Origin of the sequence: Macellibacteroides fermentans (assembly GCF_013409575.1) — a bacterium.
Taxonomy (GTDB): Bacteria; Bacteroidota; Bacteroidia; order Bacteroidales; family Tannerellaceae; genus Macellibacteroides; species Macellibacteroides fermentans.
In genome coordinates, this window is sequence record NZ_JACCCY010000002.1 from 156,347 (window position 1) to 177,837 (window position 21,491).

The 21,491-nt window shown below is 39.9% G+C and carries 13 protein-coding genes, 2 tRNA genes, 1 rRNA gene and 1 riboswitch; of the genes, 8 read left to right on the forward strand and 8 right to left on the reverse strand.

Going from position 1 to position 21,491, the window contains the following annotated elements:
- Positions 1-77 precede the first annotated feature (77 nt).
- From F5613_RS05735 to F5613_RS05745, 3 genes are read right to left on the reverse strand one after another with little or no spacing between them, the layout of a single operon-like run.
- Positions 78-818 carry a nitroreductase family protein gene (locus tag F5613_RS05735; RefSeq protein WP_179399537.1) on the reverse strand — a complete coding sequence of 247 codons (741 nt, stop codon included), beginning with the start codon at positions 816-818 and terminating at the stop codon, positions 78-80.
- 45 nt (positions 819-863) lie between these two features.
- Positions 864-1,967, reverse strand: a complete 1,104-nt coding sequence (locus F5613_RS05740; RefSeq protein ID WP_179399057.1) for a PepSY-associated TM helix domain-containing protein — start codon at positions 1,965-1,967, stop codon at positions 864-866.
- 24 nt (positions 1,968-1,991) lie between these two features.
- Entirely contained in the window at positions 1,992-4,400 is a 2,409-nt protein-coding gene (locus tag F5613_RS05745) for a TonB-dependent receptor (RefSeq protein WP_179399058.1), read from the reverse strand.
- A 199-nt stretch (positions 4,401-4,599) separates the two neighbouring features.
- Positions 4,600-4,791, forward strand: a riboswitch (cobalamin riboswitch).
- A gap of 256 nt (positions 4,792-5,047) precedes the next feature.
- Between F5613_RS05745 and F5613_RS05750 the strand changes: the two genes are divergently transcribed.
- The 3 genes from F5613_RS05750 to F5613_RS05760 all read left to right on the forward strand — a co-directional run bounded on the left by F5613_RS05750 (position 5,048) and on the right by F5613_RS05760 (position 8,728).
- Complete coding sequence (locus tag F5613_RS05750) at positions 5,048-5,638, forward strand: porin family protein (RefSeq protein WP_068181131.1); 591 nt, start codon at positions 5,048-5,050, stop codon at positions 5,636-5,638.
- 76 nt (positions 5,639-5,714) lie between these two features.
- On the forward strand, positions 5,715-8,177 hold the full coding sequence (priA, locus tag F5613_RS05755) for a replication restart helicase PriA (RefSeq protein ID WP_179399538.1): 2,463 nt from the start codon (positions 5,715-5,717) through the stop codon (positions 8,175-8,177).
- 62 nt (positions 8,178-8,239) lie between these two features.
- Positions 8,240-8,728 carry a low molecular weight protein-tyrosine-phosphatase gene (locus tag F5613_RS05760; RefSeq protein WP_179399059.1) on the forward strand — a complete coding sequence of 163 codons (489 nt, stop codon included), beginning with the start codon at positions 8,240-8,242 and terminating at the stop codon, positions 8,726-8,728.
- Here the strand turns inward: F5613_RS05760 and F5613_RS05765 are convergent.
- Positions 8,703-10,733: an HD family phosphohydrolase gene (locus F5613_RS05765; protein WP_179399060.1), complete on the reverse strand. Its 2,031-nt coding sequence runs from the start codon at positions 10,731-10,733 to the stop codon at positions 8,703-8,705. The genes F5613_RS05760 and F5613_RS05765 overlap by 26 nt on opposite strands.
- 118 nt (positions 10,734-10,851) lie before the next feature.
- Between F5613_RS05765 and gltX the strand changes: the two genes are divergently transcribed.
- On the forward strand, positions 10,852-12,369 hold the full coding sequence (gene gltX, locus F5613_RS05770; RefSeq protein ID WP_179399061.1) for a glutamate--tRNA ligase: 1,518 nt from the start codon (positions 10,852-10,854) through the stop codon (positions 12,367-12,369).
- Positions 12,370-12,383: 14 nt separating this feature from the next.
- Entirely contained in the window at positions 12,384-13,616 is a 1,233-nt protein-coding gene (locus F5613_RS05775; protein ID WP_179399062.1) for a 3-deoxy-D-manno-octulosonic acid transferase, read from the forward strand.
- A gap of 78 nt (positions 13,617-13,694) precedes the next feature.
- Here the strand turns inward: F5613_RS05775 and F5613_RS05780 are convergent, their stop codons facing one another.
- From F5613_RS05780 to F5613_RS05795, 4 genes are read right to left on the reverse strand one after another with little or no spacing between them, the layout of a single operon-like run.
- On the reverse strand, positions 13,695-14,798 hold the full coding sequence (locus F5613_RS05780; protein WP_179399063.1) for a carbohydrate-binding family 9-like protein: 1,104 nt from the start codon (positions 14,796-14,798) through the stop codon (positions 13,695-13,697).
- A gap of 11 nt (positions 14,799-14,809) precedes the next feature.
- On the reverse strand, positions 14,810-15,880 hold the full coding sequence (locus F5613_RS05785; protein WP_179399064.1) for a serine hydrolase domain-containing protein: 1,071 nt from the start codon (positions 15,878-15,880) through the stop codon (positions 14,810-14,812).
- Positions 15,881-16,405 (reverse strand): gamma carbonic anhydrase family protein, encoded by a 525-nt coding sequence (locus F5613_RS05790; protein ID WP_068180661.1) that lies wholly within the window; start codon positions 16,403-16,405, stop codon positions 15,881-15,883.
- Between the two features lie 33 nt (positions 16,406-16,438).
- Positions 16,439-18,226, reverse strand: a complete 1,788-nt coding sequence (locus F5613_RS05795; RefSeq protein ID WP_179399065.1) for an aminopeptidase P family protein — start codon at positions 18,224-18,226, stop codon at positions 16,439-16,441.
- 1,248 nt (positions 18,227-19,474) lie between these two features.
- Here F5613_RS05795 and F5613_RS05800 point away from each other — a divergent pair.
- The 3 genes from F5613_RS05800 to F5613_RS05810 all read left to right on the forward strand — a co-directional run bounded on the left by F5613_RS05800 (position 19,475) and on the right by F5613_RS05810 (position 21,380).
- Positions 19,475-21,001, forward strand: a 16S ribosomal RNA gene (locus F5613_RS05800).
- 216 nt (positions 21,002-21,217) lie between these two features.
- Positions 21,218-21,291 (forward strand) — tRNA-Ile (locus F5613_RS05805).
- A 15-nt stretch (positions 21,292-21,306) separates the two neighbouring features.
- Positions 21,307-21,380 (forward strand) — tRNA-Ala (locus F5613_RS05810).
- Positions 21,381-21,491: the final 111 nt, after the last annotated feature.

A 21,491-nucleotide genomic window follows, 5' to 3' on the forward strand; every position in this document is an offset into this window, starting at 1 on the left:
TATAACAACTCGTATAATAACGAAATAAGGGTGTCTTTTAAGACACCCTTATTTCGTTATTTACAATGAATTCAAAATTACATAAATCCCTGATCTTTGAGTACTTTCAAGAACACTTCTGAAAAGTATTCATTATTTTTCTTTGTGTATCTTACATCAGTAAATACTTGAGCCAATGTCTCTTTATTATTTTCGGCTATAAATTTCTTATTCTCGGCCAACGATTCTTTAGCTTCATAATATAGATTTATATCGTCGGCCGTATAATCTTTGTATTTTTCATTATGCACAATCGCTTCCAAAGGGAGTCGTTCAACCTGGGCAGGCAAGCCGTCGGGATAGCCCAATGTGATTGTTGTAATTGGGACGACCAATGAGGGTAGGTTAAGAATTTCGATAATTTTATCCGCGTTGTATGTTGTTGTTCCAAGATAACAAATTCCTAAACCGTTGTCTTCAGCCGCGTTGCAAAACGTTTGCGCAACAAGCATCGAGTCGATAACAGCAGCCATAAAGGTCTGAAAATTGTCAAAGCCAGGTTCTGCATTCCGTTGGGCACACCATCTTACAAAACGGTTTACATCGGCACAGAACGTAATTACCACAGGAGCTGTAGTTACCATGGATTGATTAAAATGTGCCGGAGCAAGTCTTTTTTTCTGTTCAGTATCCTGGGTAATTACTATACTGTAAAGCTGCATATTACCAGTATTGGAGGCACGGCAAGCCACTTCAAGCAATTCATTCAATAAATCATCCGAAATACCTTTATCCAAATATTTGCGGACAGTACGTCTGTTTTTCAATCCCTCTATCATAATTGTCATACTTATATAGATGCAAATATACTGAAGATTTCTTGATTACTTATGTTTCTTCCTAATTCGTCTGATAAACATCCAGTAGCCGGTAATAGGAAGACTTGAACCTATAATGGCTGCTATAAATGTTATTATTTTTGTAATCCAACCTCCCCACGAACCTGTATGCAATACATATACCCAGCCATTCATTTTGCGCTGATTTTCATCCTTATAATATTTTACTGATTTGATTTCGTTTGTTTCAGCATCAAACGAATAAATATCTGTAGCTCTTTCATGAAGCGCATCTACTGGAAGTACTGTTGCCTTATCTTCTCCTAATCGTATATAAGAATATTTCGGGACCTTTTGTTTAATCGTCTCCAGCATAGCATCCCATTGAATAACTGAATGAGAACCTGCTTTTACATCATTCTTCTTTTGTTCGTTTCGACTTCCTTTGGTATTTCCTCCTCCGTGCTTTCCTTCTGACATCTCAATACTGAAGATTCGTCCTACTGCATTTTTATACCAGTCGAAACTCCACATAAGTCCCGTTAATGAAAGTGTAAGCAAAACAATACTTGCGTAAGCACCCAGGACTTTGTGAATATCATAGAGTTTTCTATTAAAGCCGGCTTTCCTTTTTATGGTAATGCTGGATTTTATTTTTTTCTTCTTATTTGGAAACCAAAGAATCAATCCTGTAATTAATAAAATGACCATAAATATTGTAGATACTCCAGTAATCCATTTACCGGTTGTTCGGCTACTATCCATTAACCATCTGTGTAAAGACATCACTTTAAAGAAAAATGTTTCACGGTAAGGAGAGATGGCTAGTACTTCACCCGAGTATGGGTTAATAAAAGCAGATACCCTGAATCCTTCTTTTAGAGTAGCAACAGCTGTACGTTCGGGATCATTATGCAACTGGATCTCAGAAACACTATTGTTGGGAAGTTGCTTATTAACTATGTCTATTAATTGATTTAATGGTAGAGGAGCCTGAGTCGTCTTTTCAACATAATAACGAGACGGATTAATTAGCTGGTTTATTTCATCATCAAAAACAAGGATTGCCCCTGTCAGGCAGATAATCGTTAAAACGATACCTGCCGGAAGGGACAAAACCAGATGAATGTACTTTATTGCTTTTTTCATTTGATTGTCATTCAAGGTTACTTATTAAAAACGATAACTGATTACTGCTGCAGCATTGAATGGATCAGTCGGATTGATATATCCTCCCCGGTAATAAGAGGTATAGCCGATCCCATTAAAAATATTGTTGAATAAGCCGCGCACCTGAAACTTGTCGAATGCATAGGCGATCTGAGCATTTACAGTTGTGTAAGCATCCAAATCAAACGGTTTCATGTTAGGAGTGGTATTTGTATGAGTTGCTTTGTAGGTAAATTCGTTAACCGGACGCTCACCCACATAATATGCTCCCACACCAAGAGATAATCCTTTTAAAGTTCCATTGTTAACAGTATAATATACCCACCCATTTCCAGTATGCTTGGGGGCATTCATCGGAGCTGATCCTTCATGATATGCCGGACTATCCTTGTACTGTGCATCCAGGTAAGCATAACCTAAAATTACTTGTAAATTCTCTAAAATGCGGCCGGTAAGTTCTGTTTCAATACCCCGACGCATCAGCTTTCCAGCTTTTCCATACTTTCCTGTTGCTGTCCAACTTTCATCATAAACGGAATAGGTCAGATTGTCATTCATTATATGGAAGAATGTTAGATTAAAGCGGAGGCGGTTATTAAGCCAATCTGATTTAATACCGGCTTCAAATTGATCAGAACGAGAAGCTCCTACTGGAGTGTTGTCCTCCATCAAGTTGGCTGCAGATCTTAAATCTGTCGTGCTTGCGTAGGATCCAAAAATATTCAAACCCTTCAATGGTGTGATAATTATGCCGGCCATTGGATTCCATGCATCACCGGTTACGAATCCCGTAGATGTATCCGTATTACTATTCCCATAACTATAACGAATACCCAATGTTGCTTTCAAATACTTGTTGAATGTAATAACATCTTGTGCCATAAGTCCGTAGCTGTATGAGTTTGCAACGATAGCCTTACCCGCAATTAATTCAGCTGTAGATGAAGGTAATGTATTGTTAATAGGTTTTAGAACATCGATTGTATCAACCAGGATAGCTCCATAGGCAACCGTTTCGGTATGATTTGTTCGATAATCGAATCCTACCTGGAAAGTATGCTTCGTTTTTCCTGTAAATACATCCCTGCCAATTAAGTCAATCTGTAAAGCACTGTTGTTGTCTGCACGTGTTGAACGTGTAAGAGAGCGGCTGCGCAAGTTGTATAACCCGGTTTTTGATACATTCTTTAAGGTCGAAGTACTTGCTCCGGTATTGTCTGTATCAAGTGTAGATCCAAAATAAGCAACCCGTACACTAAATAAATCAGACAAGGATCGGTCAAACCGTAACGCATAAGTAAGATTGTTTGTCAACGCTCTATCTGTCTCAAAACCCAAGAAATTGTTATGAGGCATTTTATATAAAGCATTCACGCTATCTGCTGCTAGATTTACGGTTCCTCGGTCTGGCGTACGAGTGTCGTGCATGTAGTCCATCTCAACTGTTACAGAAGTTTTTTTGTTTGGCTTCCAGGCAAAGGATGGATTAACATATATACGGTCTTTTGATACATTCGTCCTGTAATTATCTGCACGTTCAAAAGCTCCGTTAATACGGAATCCAATAGCTTGCTCCTTATCTAGAACTGTTTGAACATCAAAAGTAGGACGGAATTGTCCCCAACTGCCGCTTCGCAAGCTTACTTCTCCAGCATTTACAAATTTAGGTGTTTTTGTCGCGATGTTAATTACACCACCGGCACTACCTAAGTCGTTCCCGATACCCTGTGTAATAGCCGCAGTTCCTTTCAATACCTGAATGCTTTCCACACCCTGCATATCTGTAAGAAATCCACCTCCTCTGAAATCGGACTGAACCCGTACGCCGTTCTTCAAGGTTGGGATTCCTCTGTACCCTCTGGTTGACAGACTTTCCTGCGCGTTACCAAAAGAGGCGAATTGAGTAACCCCCACAACGTTTCGTACAGCATCAGTAATGGTCATATTACCCTGCTCTTCGATTACTTTGTTGGATATAATAGAGATACTTTGTATTTGTTCACTCGGACGAAGGGGTAAACGAGTTACTGCATTTAGTTTTTCGGGTTGTTTTTCTCTTACTCCAAATACCTCGATGTCTGTCAATTCGTTAACATCTGGAATAAGCTCGAAGTGCAAAACGGCAGGTCTGCCATCTGCAACCTGTGCTTCAAGAGTCTGTTGTTTATATCCTATAAAACGGGCTGTTACTTGTCTTTTGCCTGATGGGATCTGATTAAAGAAGAATGATCCGTCATTATCGGTCGTTGTGCCAACCATAGATCCTTCAATATATACAGCAGCTGCAGGCAGCGGTTGTCCTTTTTCGTCGACAACCCGTCCTTTAATTAAAGGAACCAGTGCGTCTTTCCCGAAAGCGCTGCAGACGATCAGAAGCGTTAGAATCAAAGTTGTGATTTTAGTCTTTCTCATATATAAAATTGTTACATTAAATTTTTTATGCAAATTTCACAAGTTTGAAATGATCATGCAATCACCTTAAATAATGAAAATATAGACCTGAAATATGCTGAAAAGCATAAAATGAGAAATCTGATACCTATTAATTGGTATTTTCTATGAGTCGATAAATTCAATTTATATGATTTGCTTTATCGATTCGCAAATATTTACCATCTTTGTAACGCAATGTTCCATAACCGTATTCTCGGGGAGGATTAAAAGGGAATCGGGTGTAAATCCCGGACAGTCCCGCTGCTGTAAACTTCATAACGTACCGGATTGATCGCCACTGTTTTTATTTAACGGGAAGGCTTCGGATATGGAAGTAAGTCAGAAGACCTGCTTTGCACACAATTTCAAAAGCTTCGAGGAAAGGCTACTGAAACATATGAACCATCATATCGTTATTACAGATTCCCTGTTGTTTCTTGAATTGTGCTTTATGCAAGTTTTTAATTATCTGCCATAATAATTAGAAAAGAAGCATGAATTTGTATACGTGTGAGCAGCGTATCAGATTTGTGCTTTCTTTATTGTTTGAACTCTTAATGTTTTTCATTTGTTTTCTAAATGAAAAGTGCTTTTATTTGCATGTGAAACCAAGAAAAAAGTTTGTGATGAAAAAGTCAATTGTGTTAGTATTTGTAGCCCTTATGCTTGGAGTATTATATGCTCCATTAAATGCACAAGTGAAATTTGGGGTGAAGGGTGGAGTGAATATAGCTTCGGTCCACTTTAGTGATGATGTTATAGATCCGAACAATGTGACAGGTTATCACATTGGACCAATGATTGAGGCGATGATTCCTGTTACAGGGTTAGGTATTGATGTTGCAGTGCTTTACTCTCAGAAAGGTCTCGAGTTTGAGGATGAAAGCATGAAGACGGATTATATTGACGTTCCTGTAAATTTAAAGTGGAAAACGGGTGTTTCTGTAGCAAAATTGTATGTTGCCGCAGGTCCCTATTTAAGTTTTCGTGCTGGAGGCGATAAAAAGTGGGATTTAATTGAATCACAGATTGAGGCAAAATCTTTTGGAGCGGGAGTCAATCTGGGTGCCGGGGTAGAGTTGTTGAACCATTTACAGGTTGGTGTAAATTATGGTATTGGGCTGACTGATAATTATAGTGTAAATAAAGTTGGATTAGGTGATCTAAATGACGGAAAAAACCGTACTTGGTCAATAACTGCTGCAATTCTGTTCTAAAAAACAAATATTCAGGAAGCCGGACTTTCAGAAGTCCGGCTTTTTTTGTTATTTTGAACTCTCTATGATAGAAAAAATGAAATACGCAGATGTAATTCTCCCTCTTTCTCTTGCCAACAGCTATACGTATCGCATCCCTCAGGATATGCAGGCTGCACTTGTTGCCGGATGTAGGGTTATTGTCCATTTTGGAAAAAGAAGGTATTACACTGCGATTGTGTTGGAAGTTCATAACAGACAACCCCAATCTACACTTGAAGTTAAAGAAATCTATGCATTATTGGATGCCAGTCCGGTTTTACGCAGACCTCAATTGCGCTTCTGGCAATGGCTTTCGGAGTATTATTTGTGCAAGTTGGGCGATGTGTACAAGGCAGCTTTACCTTCCGGCCTTAAATTGGAAAGTGAAACAGCCGTTTCTTGTATCAAAGATTTTGAAGCCCAATTCCCTTTGAGACCAGCCGAACAAGCGGTGTTGGATGCATTTTCAGATGGTCAGAAATTAACTGTATCCGAGCTGGAAAAGAAAACCGGTCTTCGTAATGTTGTTTCCACATTGTCCGTTTTGCTAACTTACGGAGCAGTAGAGGTACAGGAAGAATTGAAAAAAGGATTTGCACCCAAATTGGAGACCTATGTTTCTCTTTCTGACGAATATAGAGGCCATGATGCTTTGCAAAAAGCATTTGATCTACTAAAAAGGGCACATAAACAAGAACTTTTACTTATTGCTTACCTGGATTTAAGTCATATTCTAAACCCTACCTTAGCCACAGAGGTTACAAAAAAAGAGCTTTTACAGCAAAGTGAATGCAGTGTATCTGTGCTGGATGGGCTTGTTAAAAGAGGAATTTTGAAATACTACGATAAGGAGGTTGGTAGATTGCAAGTTCATATATCCAGATTGCAACCGCCGCAGCCTTTATCTCCTGATCAGGAAAAAGCTTATGCTGATATTCATGAATCGTTTAAAATAAAAGATGTTTGTTTACTACACGGTATTACTTCAAGCGGTAAAACAGAAATATATATACGGTTGATATCGGAAGTTTTATCTTTAAACAGACAGGTGTTGTATCTTTTGCCTGAGATAGCGATTACAACACAGATTACCAATCGACTTACGAAGGTATTTGGAGATAAATTACTTGTATATCACTCAAAATATTCCGACAACGAACGTGTGGAAGTGTGGAATAAGTTGCGGGCAGAAAAAAAACCGCTACTTATATTGGGTGTAAGATCTTCATTATTTCTCCCTTTTTATGATTTGGGACTTGTTATCGTAGACGAAGAACATGAACCCGGATATAAACAGCAGGATCCTGCGCCTCGTTACCATGCACGAAACGCTGCAATAATGCTCGCAAATATGCATGGAGCGAAAACCCTTCTGGGCTCTGCAACGCCTTCACTCGATTCATATTTCAATGCGTTGACTGGTAAGTATGGTCTGGTTTCTTTAAATTTACGTTATGGAAATACCCTGATGCCTCAGATTATTCCTGTAAATGTAAAAGAACTGAAGCGGAAGAAGATAATGAAAGATGCTCTTTTTTCGCCTATACTTATTGATAAGATAACCGAAGCTTTGAATAACGATGAACAGGTTATTCTTTTCCAGAACCGACGGGGGTTTGCTCCGGTAATTGAATGTAAATCCTGTGGTTGGGTACCCCATTGTGTGAATTGTGATGTAAGTCTTACTTTTCATAAATTTCGGAACCAGCTGGTTTGCCACTATTGCGGCTATACATATCAACTCCCTCCGGTTTGTCCGGAGTGCAGGGAGTCAGACCTGAAGATGATGGGAGTGGGTACAGAGAAGGTTGAGGAAGAGATTGCATCTTTGTTTCCTGCGGCTAAAATTGGTCGCCTGGATTTTGATACTGCCAGAACCCGCACGGCATACGAGCGGATTATCGATGACTTTGATGGAGGAAAAATATCCATACTCATAGGAACTCAAATGGTTTCAAAAGGGTTGGATTTTGGAAATGTAAGTGTAGTCGGAATTATTAATGCTGACAGCTTACTTAATTATCCGGATTTTCGTGCTCACGAGCGTGCGTATCAATTGATGGTTCAAGTTAGCGGACGTGCTGGAAGAAGAGATAAATCGGGTACTGTTATTCTTCAAACCACTCAACCAGAGCATCCATTAATTCAAATGGTACAGCGTTTTGCATATCAGGAAATGGCAAAGATGCAATTAACCGAGCGAAGCATGTTCCGCTATCCGCCATATTACAGATTAATTGTAGTAGTTCTAAGAAGCCGTAATGAAACCGTATTGCAAGAACAATCTCTATTGTTTGCGGCTAAACTAAAAGAAAAACTGGGCGACAGGGTTTTGGGACCGGTTTCGCCTCCGGTTACAAGAGTTCAATCATTACACATTAAGAAGATTGTTCTAAAAATAGAAATATCGGCCAACATATCTCCTGTTCGGAAACTACTTGATTCGGTACAGTGTGAAATGCAGCAGAATTCCGATTACAAGCAGTTATTGGTACATTTTGATGTTGATCCGGCATAATGGTTTATTTAAGAAATTGATTTGGGTTACTTACCCTTTATTTATTAATAGTTAGTATACGTATGAAACAAGAAAAATTAAGATTATTGTTTGTCTGTTTAGGAAATATATGTCGTTCTCCTTCAGCAGAAGGTGTGATGAAAAAACTGGTTAAAGAGTCAGGTTTAGAACATGAAATCGAGATTGATTCGGCTGGAATACTTGGCATTCATCAAGGAGAGCTTCCCGATCCCCGTATGAGGAAGCATGCTTCTAAAAGAGGCTATACATTGGATTCAAGATCCCGTCCCGTAATAATAGCCGATTTTTATAATTTTGATCTTATCATAGGAATGGACGACCGAAACATACAGGATTTAAAGAAACTTGCTCCTGATTTGGAATCTTCGGCCAAAATACATCGCATGTCCGAATATTTAAGCACACACACATACGATCACATTCCAGACCCTTACTACGGTGGTGCTGAAGGATTTGAACTGGTGCTTGATCTTTTAGAAGATGCCTGTTCCGGATTATTGGAAGTTATTTCTTCAGATCGGGATAACTGATTCTTGTATGGTACATTGTTTTTAATTTTTCACAAAATACATTTTTAATTGTCTCCACATCACGGTAGGTAAGAGGTGTATTTCTAAGCAGACCATCGGCTATTTGCCCTTCGACGATCCGGTTTACAACTTCTTTAATATTTTCTTCAGTGTACTCTTTTAAACTGCGGGATGTAGCTTCCACGGCATCGGCCATCATAAGTATGGCCGTTTCCTTGGTAAAGGGATTCGGTCCCGGATAGGTAAACAGACTTTCATCAATTTCCTGATCAGGATTGAGATTTTTTAGCGAATTGTAAAAGTACTTCGCTTTACCATTTCCGTGATGAGTTCGTATAAAATTAATTATTGCTTTAGGTAGCATTGCTTTCTCTGCAATTTTAACACCTTCAGTAACGTGACTGATAATAATTTGTGCACTCTCGTCAAGTGATAATTTTTCATGTGGATTAACACTGCTTTGGTTTTCAGTAAAGAATGCCGGATTACTCATCTTACCTATGTCGTGATACAATGCTCCGGTACGCACCAATTGAGAGTTCGCACCAACTCTGGATGCGGCATCAGCTGCAAGAATAGAAACATGCAGGGAGTGTTGAAAAGTTCCCGGACAAGTCTCCGACAGACTTTTTAACAGTGGATTATTGATATTTGATAATTCGACCAAAGTTATACTGGATACATACCCAAAGGTTTTCTCTAACATGTAAACCAATAAGTAGGCAAAAGTGAGCAGTATAAAATTAATACCGAAATAAAGCAGCATCATCCAGTTTATTTTCTGGAAATCAGCTTCCTGATAAACCGCCAGACTTAAGTATATTATAACATAAGCTATAAAAATAAAGAAGGATGATCTGATTAACTGTGATCTTTCAGACAACTCTTTCAGACTAAACGTAACTACCATACCTGCTACCGTCTGTAGTAGAAGGAACTCATGAGGAAAAGGAACCATTAACGAACACAAAAGAATGGTTACCAGATGCATGAATAAGGCTGTTCGCGAATCAAAAAATGTACGAACAACAATGGGGGCAATTGCATATGGAAGAATATATACGTTAAATAAGCCATAGGTAACGCAGAATTCCGTAAGCAAACATGGTACAATAATTGTTAATAACAAGAATATAACACTACGCTGATTATGAAAAATCTTTACCCGGAAAGACCACAAATACAACCACATACATAGCATGATTCCCATCACAAGAACAAACTGTCCTCCGAGGATCATTCCCATCCGCTGATTACCTCCTGTCTTATTTTCGTACACTATCTTTAACGACCGTAACACATTGTAAGTATATCCATCAATAATTTCTCCACGGTCAACAATACGTTCTCCAGCTTGTACCATTCCAGATGCAAGTGATACATTTTGTAACAGTTCATCCTTTACTCTGGCTGTCATTGTGCTGTCGTAAGACACATTCTCCACCAGATAATTATTTATATCACAAGCTTTAAGTACTTTCTTGTCTAATCGGGGAGGGCAATTGTTGATAATAAATTCGTAAGCCGTTTTAACCGTAAATAAATCACTTACAAAGTGAGTTTTCGAAACATTGTTCTCAACTACATTTATTTCAGCATAATTGTCCTTATTAAGTTGATTCAGTGATTCGTAGGATACAATTCCTCTGGCATACAGATTAGATAAAGAGTGTTCTACATATTGCATGTAGGAAGATCCGGCAATATGTTTCAACGTTGTTGCATAGTCTTTTCTAAGCTTTTCTTTTTGCGCTGCCTCTATGGTACGATTAATTTTGTAATAGGGCTTGAAATCTTTAAGAACGCTGTCTTTTTCCAGTGCTACCTCTTTATCTGTCTTGTAAATAGGGAAATTGGAGGGCGCAGTCAAAAGTCCGTATTTCCAGGGCTTTCCTTCAAAAAATTGGTATCTGAATTTCCCCTCTCTGGGAAAGAAGTAGGCAATAAGCAGAGCGGTTACAATAAAGTAAACTGCAGAAGGTATTTTGAAGTTTTTTACTGTCATATTGTTCGTTATTTCTGGTCAAAAGTACATATTTTATGGCGAAATGTACATAAAAAAGTTTACTATGAGAAAAAAAAGGTCTACTTTTGCCCAATTATTATAACAATACAAGAACATTATGTCCCAAAGAAAAGTTAGAGTTCGCTTTGCGCCAAGCCCCACAGGTGCATTACATATTGGTGGCGTACGTACAGCTTTATACAATTACTTATTTGCTAAACAAAATGGCGGTGATTTAATCCTTCGTATCGAAGATACAGATTCTCAACGATTTGTGCCTGGAGCAGAAGATTATATCATAGAGGCATTAACATGGCTGGGTATTAAATTTGATGAAGGAGTAGGCTTTGGTGGAAATTACGGTCCATATCGTCAAAGTGAGCGTAAGGAGATATATAAGCAGTATGTAGATCAGCTTATAAGCAATGGGTTGGCATATATCGCATTTGATACTCCATCAGAGTTGGAAGAAAAAAGAAACGCTATTGCCAACTTTCAGTACGACGCTTCTACCCGTATGCAGATGCGTAATTCACTTACTTTATCAGCTGAAGAGACCAACACATTGATTGCTGCAGGTAATCAGTATGTGGTCAGGATTAAGATCGAGCCCAATGAAAATATTGTTGTAAACGATCTGATACGTGGAGAAGTGATCATCAACTCTTCTGTATTGGATGATAAAGTTTTATATAAATCAGCAGATCAACTTCCCACTTATCATATGGCCAATATAGTAGACGACCATTTAATGGAAGTCACTCATGTGATTCGCGGTGAAGAATGGCTTCCCAGTGCACCATTACATGTATTGTTGTATCGCTACCTGGGATGGACAGATACAATGCCTGCCTTTGCCCATCTTCCGTTATTGCTTAAACCTGAAGGAAATGGAAAGTTAAGTAAACGGGATGGCGACCGATTAGGTTTTCCCGTATTTCCTTTGGAATGGAAAGATCCTGTGAGCGGAGATATCTCTTCAGGATACAGAGAAAGCGGGTATTTGCCTGAAGCAGTTGTCAACTTCCTTGCGTTATTAGGCTGGAATCCGGGAAATGACCAGGAAATTTTAACTATGGATGAGCTGGTTAAATTGTTTTCACTTGAACACTGTAGTAAAAGTGGAGCCAAGTTCGATTATGAGAAGGGAAAATGGTTTAATCATCAATATATACAGAAAAAAGATAACGCAACGTTAGCGGCATTATTTCAACCAGTCCTGGCAGAAAATGGAATTGAAGTTTGCTCCTCTTATGTAGAAAAGGTTGTTTCATTAATGAAAGAACGCGTAAACTTTGTCAAAGAACTTTGGGATCAGTCGGCATTCTTCTTTGTAGCACCGCTTTCATACGATGAGAAAACGGTAAAGAAGCGTTGGAAAGATAATTCGTCAGCCCAGTTGACAGAACTTATCGAAGTATTGCGTACTGTAGATGATTTCGGAGTAGAGAATACGGAAGAGATTGTAAAGGGATGGATTGAACAGAATCAGTACCATTTAGGAAATATAATGAATGCATTTCGCCTGGCATTGGTGGGAGAGTCCAAAGGACCGCATATTTTCAATATTACAGAAGCCTTGGGTAAGGAGGAGACTATTGCCCGTTTGCAACGTGCTATTGAAATATTAAAATAACAAGTATATAAGATATGTATAGTCTTATCATCCACCTTTACGCATTTTTTATTGAATTGATTTCTCCTTTTCATAAAAAGGCCAGATTAATGCGTTTAGGCCAATGGAAAACGAACGGAATTCTTCGGGAGAAGATAGACCGGAATGCGAAGTATATTTGGTTTCATGCCTCTTCATTGGGCGAATTTGAACAAGGACGCCCTTTAATTGAGAAGATTAAGGCAGAACATCCTGAGTATAAGATTCTGCTTACTTTTTTCTCTCCTTCGGGTTATGAGGTAAGAAAAAATTACGGAGGGGCCGATGTGGTATGTTATCTTCCGTTCGACACCCCATACCGGGTTAAGAAGTTTCTTGACCTGTCAAAACCTGTGATGGCGATATTTATAAAGTACGAGTTTTGGGATAATTATTTAAGTGAACTGAAAAGACGCAATATTCCGGTATATATCGTTTCAGCCATATTCAGGAAAGAGCAACTGTTTTTCAAATGGTATGGAGGAATGTACAGAAAGGTCCTTTCTTATTTCACTCATATTTTTGTACAGGATGATGCATCGCGCGAATTGCTTTCGAAGTATGGTGTTACGAATGTTTCTGTCTTCGGAGATACTCGTTTTGATCGGGTACAAGACGTGTATAAGAACACTAAGCAAGTTCCAATGGTCGACCTGTTTGTTAATAATAACAGATCCGACAATCAGTTAACGATGGTAGCCGGAAGCTCCTGGCAACAGGATGAAGAGGTTTATCTGAATTATTTCAATGATCATCCGGAGTTGAAACTTATTATTGCTCCACACGAGATCCATAAAGATCACCTGATGCATATTGAATCAATGTTAAAACGACCCTCTATTCGTTTGTCTGAGGCAACGGAAAAAGATATTAAAGGAAAATCTTGTCTTATAGTAGATAGTTTCGGTTTATTGTCTTCTATCTATCGTTATGGAGATTTAGCCTATATCGGAGGTGGTTTTGGTGCAGGTATCCACAATGTTTTGGAAGCTGCTGTTTATGGAATGCCAGTGATATTCGGACCGAAGTATCAGAAGTTTAAAGAGGCTAGAGATTTGTTGCAGGTAGGAGGCGCATTTTCAATAACAGATGAAAAGACTTTCGAATCCAAAATGGAAGAACTTTCTACCTATCGTGATTTACTTGAAGCCGCCGGAGCTGCCGCTGGAGATTTTGTAAAAAGCAACATTGGAGCAACAAATAGAATAATTGCATCGATACCCTTGTGAGGATAAATATATCGGATCAGCAATCATTCAAAAGAAAAAGAAAGGTTACAGTTCAATTGAGCTGTAACCTTTCTTTTTTTACCAAACCAATCCGTCGTGGCGGATGTGCCATAGTTTATTAGGGGCGGAAAGTGTGAGTTCGTAGTACCCAGGTGTTGTATATAATTTAATACGTTTGGCTACTTCGGGTTTGCAGACTTCTTCAGGCTTGAGAGTTGAAACCTTAGAGGCGTATTCGCCGTTGACCGATTTATATTCTTGTTGACGGTAATATAACTGACGCAAAATCCACTTATATTCTTCATCAGGATTTGCTTTAAATACATCTTCTCCTTTTCCTGCTAACTTATTTGATAGTTGCACATATCCCCAATACTCCGGCAAGTGAATATTAATTACTCCGGTGGGAGCCCAAACCCAGTTGTATTCAGCAATTTTATCTTGCCCTTGTTTGGGGACTTTCACATATTTGTTATTCTCAATTTTAGTTGGCCATTGCACGCGTGAGAAGTTAATACGAAGCTGATCACCGTCTTGAGGCTTTTCCTTTCCACGCATAACCTGATAAATGGACTTCCAGGGAATAAACACTTCAACACTCCAGGACTTATCCTTGTCTTTTGGATTATTCAATGTTCCATCTACATACACGGCTTTTTTCATGCCGGCAAATTCCCAGTTATTTAAAACAATATTACCCGGATCGCGATAAGGCTTGTTTAAGAAAAGGTCCCAATCCGTGCCGTAAGCATTGATTTCGTATTCAAGATAGTTATGTGTATCTCCCGAAGGATTCAGGAAAATTTCAAAATCATTGTCATGATATATTACGGCATCGTGCTCCTTGATGGTTGCCCAAACGTGAGGTTCTTCCATCAATACGGCAAAATACATCCCGTCCTGATCGTATGTCATCTTTGCCCGGGTTTGAAGATAGGGGAGTGGTTGCTTATCTCCTTCAATATCTACAAAGTCGGATGTCCAGGGTATCGCATCCCATTCAGATTTAGATAATTTACCGTCTATTGTAATTTTAGAGGGAGCTTTATAACAAATGTACGTAGGAGGATTTAGCGGTTCGGGAGTTTTATACATGATCTCTTTATCTTTCAATGCCGGAAAAGCAGAAAGAGAAACCTGCGATAATGCTACAACGCTTAAAAATAATTTAGTGTAATTCATTGCATATCTGTTTAGAATGTTTTGTTTTCTTTTTGATTCAATAAGTCGGATGCTGCTTTTAGCCAAACATCAATATCGTCAGGATAATGCTGACTTGTATAATTTTCGCCTCTTTTATGTCCAAGTCTCACAACAATGGCTCTTTTGTCGGGAATTACAAATACATATTGTCCAAGCATACCCCGCATGTAAACTACTTCAGATCCTTCAAAATTCAATTTCCAGAATTGATATCCATAGTGCCTGTTAGGTTCATTGTATTTTTTATCTATCAACAAGGTATCCGGAGTAATTGCTTCTTTAATATAAGATGCAGATACTAGCTGATTGCCATCCCAGGAACCGTTGTTTAGAATAAGCTGTCCAAACCGCGCGAAGTCTCGCGCATTAGAATTGAAACAGCAATACGCCTTTTCCGATCCACCTTTATGATCCAGGCTCCACAAAGCATCCTCTTCTGCATGCATTGGAGTCCAAAGTCGTCTTGATACATAAGCGCTTAAACTCTCGCCAGTAGCTTTTTTTAAGTTATCCCCATAATAGAGTTGCGTTGTTGGAGAAAAAGGAGAAACATACGACTCTTCAAAATCAACACCAGCACTCATGGTGAGCAGGTGTTTTATCGTAAGCTTCTTTCCGTTAAATGAATTGAATTCTGGAATAAAATCACTAACAGCCTGTTCAGTGTTGGCAATAAAACCATCATCAATGGCACATCCGATAGCCAGGGAGACTATACTTTTAGCCATAGAAAACGAGTTACTTCTTTTTTGATCCGAATAATCCTCCCAATACTGTTCAAAAACTAATGCACTATCTTGAATCACAAGAAAAGCAACCGTGCCGTGTTTTTTAAACTGGGGTAGATAGGCCGGGTTAATAGACAGTTTGTTGTATACATCAGCTGTTTCCCATGGTTGAGGATCTTTTGCCGAAACTTTTCTGTTTTCAAAAATTGGATATTGATCAATTTTGGGATACAAATGAACGATTGTTTGCCGTAGATAATAGTTGGAGGGTATTAATAGATACCCTCCAACAAAAATACAAACAAGGAGCAATGCGCCTATAATCTTTTTCATTTATTCAGATTCCTCTTTGTACCACGAAGCATACATATGGTAATTGTTCGCTATTTTCTGATTCATCTCTTTAGCCTGTTCCGGATCTACCTTCTTTATAAACTTTGCCGGAGCACCAGCATAGATACTTCCCGGTTCAACCTGTGTATTGCTTAGCACCACGGCTCCAGCTGCAATAATAGCACCTTCTCCAATCACCGCATGATCAAGGATAATTGATCCCATGCCCAATAAAGCTCCATCGCATACTTTAGCTCCGTGAATTACCACGTTGTGTCCAACAGATACGTTGTTTCCAATCTCAATGATCGATTTCTGGTACAACGTATGTAAAACAGATCCGTCTTGTATGTTGACCCCATTCCCGATGCGAATAGAATTTACATCACCTCTTAGCACGGTTCCAAACCATATGCTGCATCCGTCCCCAATTTCAACATCGCCAATGATAGTCGCATTATCGGCCAGGAATGTATCGTTCCCGATTTTGGGAGTAAATCCTCTTACTGATTTTATTAAAGCCATTTTATTTGTTATTTATTTATTGTAACCGTCTGTTTACAGTTCGGCTGTTTTGTTTTTAAGCCATTCCTTTTCTTCTTCAAATAAGAAAGGACTTAGTTTCTCGTATACAAGTTGGTGGTACCTGTTTAGCCATGCGTGTTCGCGGGCAGATAGCATCGAGGTGATCACCAGGTTTCTGTCAATCGGGAAAAGGGTAAGCGTTTCAAAACTATAGAATTTGCCGAATTCCGTTTCGCTTTCTTCCCTGACCAGAATCAGATTTTCGATGCGGATCCCGTATTCGTCTGTTCGGTAAACTCCGGGTTCGTTACTGATAACCATGCCTGGTTGCAGAGCTACCGGGTTTTCCTCCATCCGTATACTTTGCGGACCTTCATGCACGTTTAGGAAATGACCAATTCCATGTCCGGTTCCATGCATATAGTTGATTCCGTTATCCCATAATGCTTTTCTGGCTAATATGTCAAGCTGAGAGCCCCTTGTTCCCTGGGGAAATTTACATTTTGCCAGACTGATGTGACCTTTAAGCACCCGGGTGAAGTCTTTTTTCATTGCTTCTGTAGGTTCACCCAGAGCAATAGTGCGTGTGATGTCTGTTGTTCCATCGAAATACTGTGCTCCAGAATCTAACAGAAGTAATCCGTCGTTGGCAAGTTTCGCATTGCTTTCGGGAGTAGCTCCATAGTGAACAATAGCACCATGAGCATTATATCCTGCAATTGTTTCAAAACTTTCACTTACATAATGGGACTGCTTACTCCTGAAGTCTGCCAACTTTTCACTTAGACTTAGTTCGGTAACCTGTTTCCCTGCAGCCAATGATTTCTCCAGCCAGATGAAAAAGCGGGTAAGGGCAACACCATCTCTTACCATTGCATTGTTAAATCCTTCAATCTCTTTTTCATTTTTGATGCTTTTTAGCAATGCTACCGGCGACGGACCTTCTATAACATCGCAAGAGAATGGCAGAGCGTTATATAGTGCAAAATTTGTTTTTTTAGGATCCAGATATAAGCGCGTATTCTCTTTTAATTTTGCCAGGTAAGAGGTGATTTTGGTGTAATCGGCCAGAATAACTCCTTCTGCTTGTAGCTTTTTAGCCATGTCGGAAGTTAGCTTTCCCGGAAGTACAAAAAGAACTGTCTCTTCTTCCGAAATAAAGGCGTAACTTACAACTACAGGATTATATTCCACGTCGTTTCCCCGGATATTGAAGGTCCAGGCAATTTCATCCAGGGCAGAAAGTACAATGCCATCGGCTCCGGCTTCGTGTAATTTCGTATTTATATCGTCCAATTTATCTCGTGTCGATTTCCCGCTATACTCTATAGGTAATTCAAATAGCATACCTCCGGGTAAAGCCGGCCTGTCTTTCCAAATGGCGTGGATTAAATCTCTTGAAACATCCAGCGAGATTTTCTTTTTCTTCAATACCGAATTTAACTCTACAGCATCAGCCACACTGTAAGTCTGCCCATCCAATCCTACAGTCTCATTTTCATTCAGATTTCGTAATAGAAAAGCTGCAATCCCCGGAGTTTCAGGTAGACCTGCTTTATACAACTCTATACCCGATCCTTCCAGTTCTTTGGATGCTTGAAGAAAATACCTTGAATCTGTCCACAATCCGGCTTTGTCGGCCGTAACGACAACAGTTCCCGCCGAACCAGTGAAACCAGATATCCATTGCCGTGATTTCCAGCAGTCCGCCGGATATTCACTGAGGTGAGGATCCGAACTGGGAATTATATAGGCTCCCAAGCCAAAATGCTTCATAGACTCTCTAAGAGCACTGATGCGTTGCTGAATGATTGTTTTCATCGTATTTTTTATTTAGAGATTCATACTAACTAATGCAAAAATAGGGAATATATTTATATACTACACGAGGTCGTTAACAAAATAAGAAACCTTGCTGCAGAAGAGACATTTCTCTGCGATGTTGTTTTATTAGATTATCCATATATATAACAAAAGTGCATACGTATTCTGTTTTCAATATTTATAATCCGATTTAAATTAACATAGAGTTAAGCAAAAATTTGCAGGTACATTTTCTTCAGAAAGTATATACTTTTTGGAGAAAATGTTATGACTTTTAAAATGAAAAGTACCTGGGATTTTTGATCATTGCTATTAGATTGTTTTTTCATTGTTTATTGAGGGTTTTAAAAGATCTGGTAACCTTGTTTCAAAGTTAAATATATCGATTTCCAAAATATTGAAATTTAGTTCAATGATAGACTAAGTATTTTTTCAAAGGATACGGACAAATTAGTGTTATGATATGAAAATATTACTATTTCGTTTGGGGATTTAAATAAGTTTGGTAGAGGTGTAGGGATGTTCTTTTATGCTGTTTTAGGATTTATTTTTTCAGAGAAGAGATTTTTTCGTAACGTCAACGATGTTATCTTCACTTTTTTTGAGCACTAATTGACAAGAGAGCCGTATTTTCTCCTGTTATATGCTGAAACGTTCCTTATTCACGCTGTATTGCACTTTCTCTTAATATATATAATGTACGCGAGGGGAAATGGGTTCGAAACGGGATGTAGGGGGATTGAAAAAAAGTTTTGTGCGTAACGTTCTGGTATTCAGAGGTTAAGGTGAAATGTGTTAAAATCCTTGTAAAAATAGTTTGCAAAAGGTTTGGAGTGTATGTTGTAAAGCACTACTTTTGCACCCGCATTCAAGAGAGAACGGCACAGCAAACATGATGAGGGAATTTAAATGGATAGCATAAGGTGAGGTTAGCGAGGCTAAGCAAAAATCCTGCAGCGACATTGGAATGGCCCGAAACTTTTTTAAAAAAACTTCCGAAAACATTTGGTAGTTTAAAATAAAAAGTCTTATCTTTGCACCCGCTTTCACGCCGGATCAAAACGGTTGAAAATGCAACAAACAAGAGTTCTTTGAAAGATTTACATATCAACAAAAAGTAGTACAAGAATGAGAAGATCAGTGATGATTTTCTTGGACGTAAAGAATCAAAATTAATACCGTCAATTGTAAACTAATAAAGAAAGAGGGAATTCTGAGCAAGAGATATTAAGACAAACAAATTATACAACGAAGAGTTTGATCCTGGCTCAGGATGAACGCTAGCGACAGGCTTAACACATGCAAGTCGAGGGGCAGCATAGAAGTAGCAATACTTTGGTGGCGACCGGCGCACGGGTGAGTAACGCGTATGCAACCTACCTATCAGAGGGGAATAACCCGGCGAAAGTCGGACTAATACCGCATAAAACAGGGGCACCGCATGGTGATATTTGTTAAAGAAATTCGCTGATAGATGGGCATGCGTTCCATTAGGTAGTTGGTGAGGTAACGGCTCACCAAGCCGACGATGGATAGGGGAACTGAGAGGTTGGTCCCCCACACTGGTACTGAGACACGGACCAGACTCCTACGGGAGGCAGCAGTGAGGAATATTGGTCAATGGGCGGGAGCCTGAACCAGCCAAGTCGCGTGAAGGAAGAAGGATCTATGGTTCGTAAACTTCTTTTGCAGGGGAATAAAGTGCAGGACGTGTCCTGTTTTGTATGTACCCTGAGAATAAGGATCGGCTAACTCCGTGCCAGCAGCCGCGGTAATACGGAGGATCCGAGCGTTATCCGGATTTATTGGGTTTAAAGGGTGCGTAGGTGGTTTGATAAGTCAGCGGTGAAAGTTTGCAGCTTAACTGTAAAAATGCCGTTGAAACTGTCGGACTTGAGTGTAAATGAGGTAGGCGGAATGCGTGGTGTAGCGGTGAAATGCATAGATATCACGCAGAACTCCGATTGCGAAGGCAGCTTACTAAGCTACAACTGACACTGAAGCACGAAAGCGTGGGGATCAAACAGGATTAGATACCCTGGTAGTCCACGCAGTAAACGATGATTACTAGCTGTTTGCGATACACAGTAAGCGGCACAGCGAAAGCGTTAAGTAATCCACCTGGGGAGTACGCCGGCAACGGTGAAACTCAAAGGAATTGACGGGGGCCCGCACAAGCGGAGGAACATGTGGTTTAATTCGATGATACGCGAGGAACCTTACCCGGGTTTGAACGTAGGGAGACAGGGGTGGAAACATCCTTTTCAGCAATGACTGCCTACGAGGTGCTGCATGGTTGTCGTCAGCTCGTGCCGTGAGGTGTCGGCTTAAGTGCCATAACGAGCGCAACCCTTATTTCCAGTTACTAACAGGTCAAGCTGAGGACTCTGGAGAGACTGCCAGCGTAAGCTGTGAGGAAGGTGGGGATGACGTCAAATCAGCACGGCCCTTACATCCGGGGCGACACACGTGTTACAATGGTAAGGACAAAGGGCAGCTACCGGGCGACCGGATGCGAATCTCTAAACCTTATCTCAGTTCGGATCGGAGTCTGCAACTCGACTCCGTGAAGCTGGATTCGCTAGTAATCGCGCATCAGCCATGGCGCGGTGAATACGTTCCCGGGCCTTGTACACACCGCCCGTCAAGCCATGGGAGCCGGGGGTACCTGAAGTTCGTAACCGCAAGGATCGACCTAGGGTAAAACTGGTGACTGGGGCTAAGTCGTAACAAGGTAGCCGTACCGGAAGGTGCGGCTGGAACACCTCCTTTCTGGAGCCTGAGTTCCCTTTTACGGTTTGCAAGGTATTAAGGAAGGAACAAAACTTTATGTTCCTTGTACTACTGCTGTTTGATATGATAAACAATATATGATCTTACAAAACTGGGAAACCAGAAGAGAAACAAGAGGCTGAAGCGCCGCCCGGATATCTGCCCATAAAGGAAGATAAAGAAAAGGAAAGAGCTTCAGGCAAAGGTAAGAAAGCCAGTCCTATAGCTCAGTTGGTTAGAGCGCTACACTGATAATGTAGAGGTCGGCAGTTCAACTCTGCCTGGGACTACGAACGAAAAAAGACGGGGGATTAGCTCAGCTGGCTAGAGCATCTGCCTTGCACGCAGAGGGTCAACGGTTCGAATCCGTTATTCTCCACAACAACCGGAGCCGCAAGGCAAAGGTAAGAAGATCTTTGACATGATGGACAACAAAGCAATAAAGTAACAAAAAAAGAGCAAGCTTTAAAGATATATCAATCCGACACAT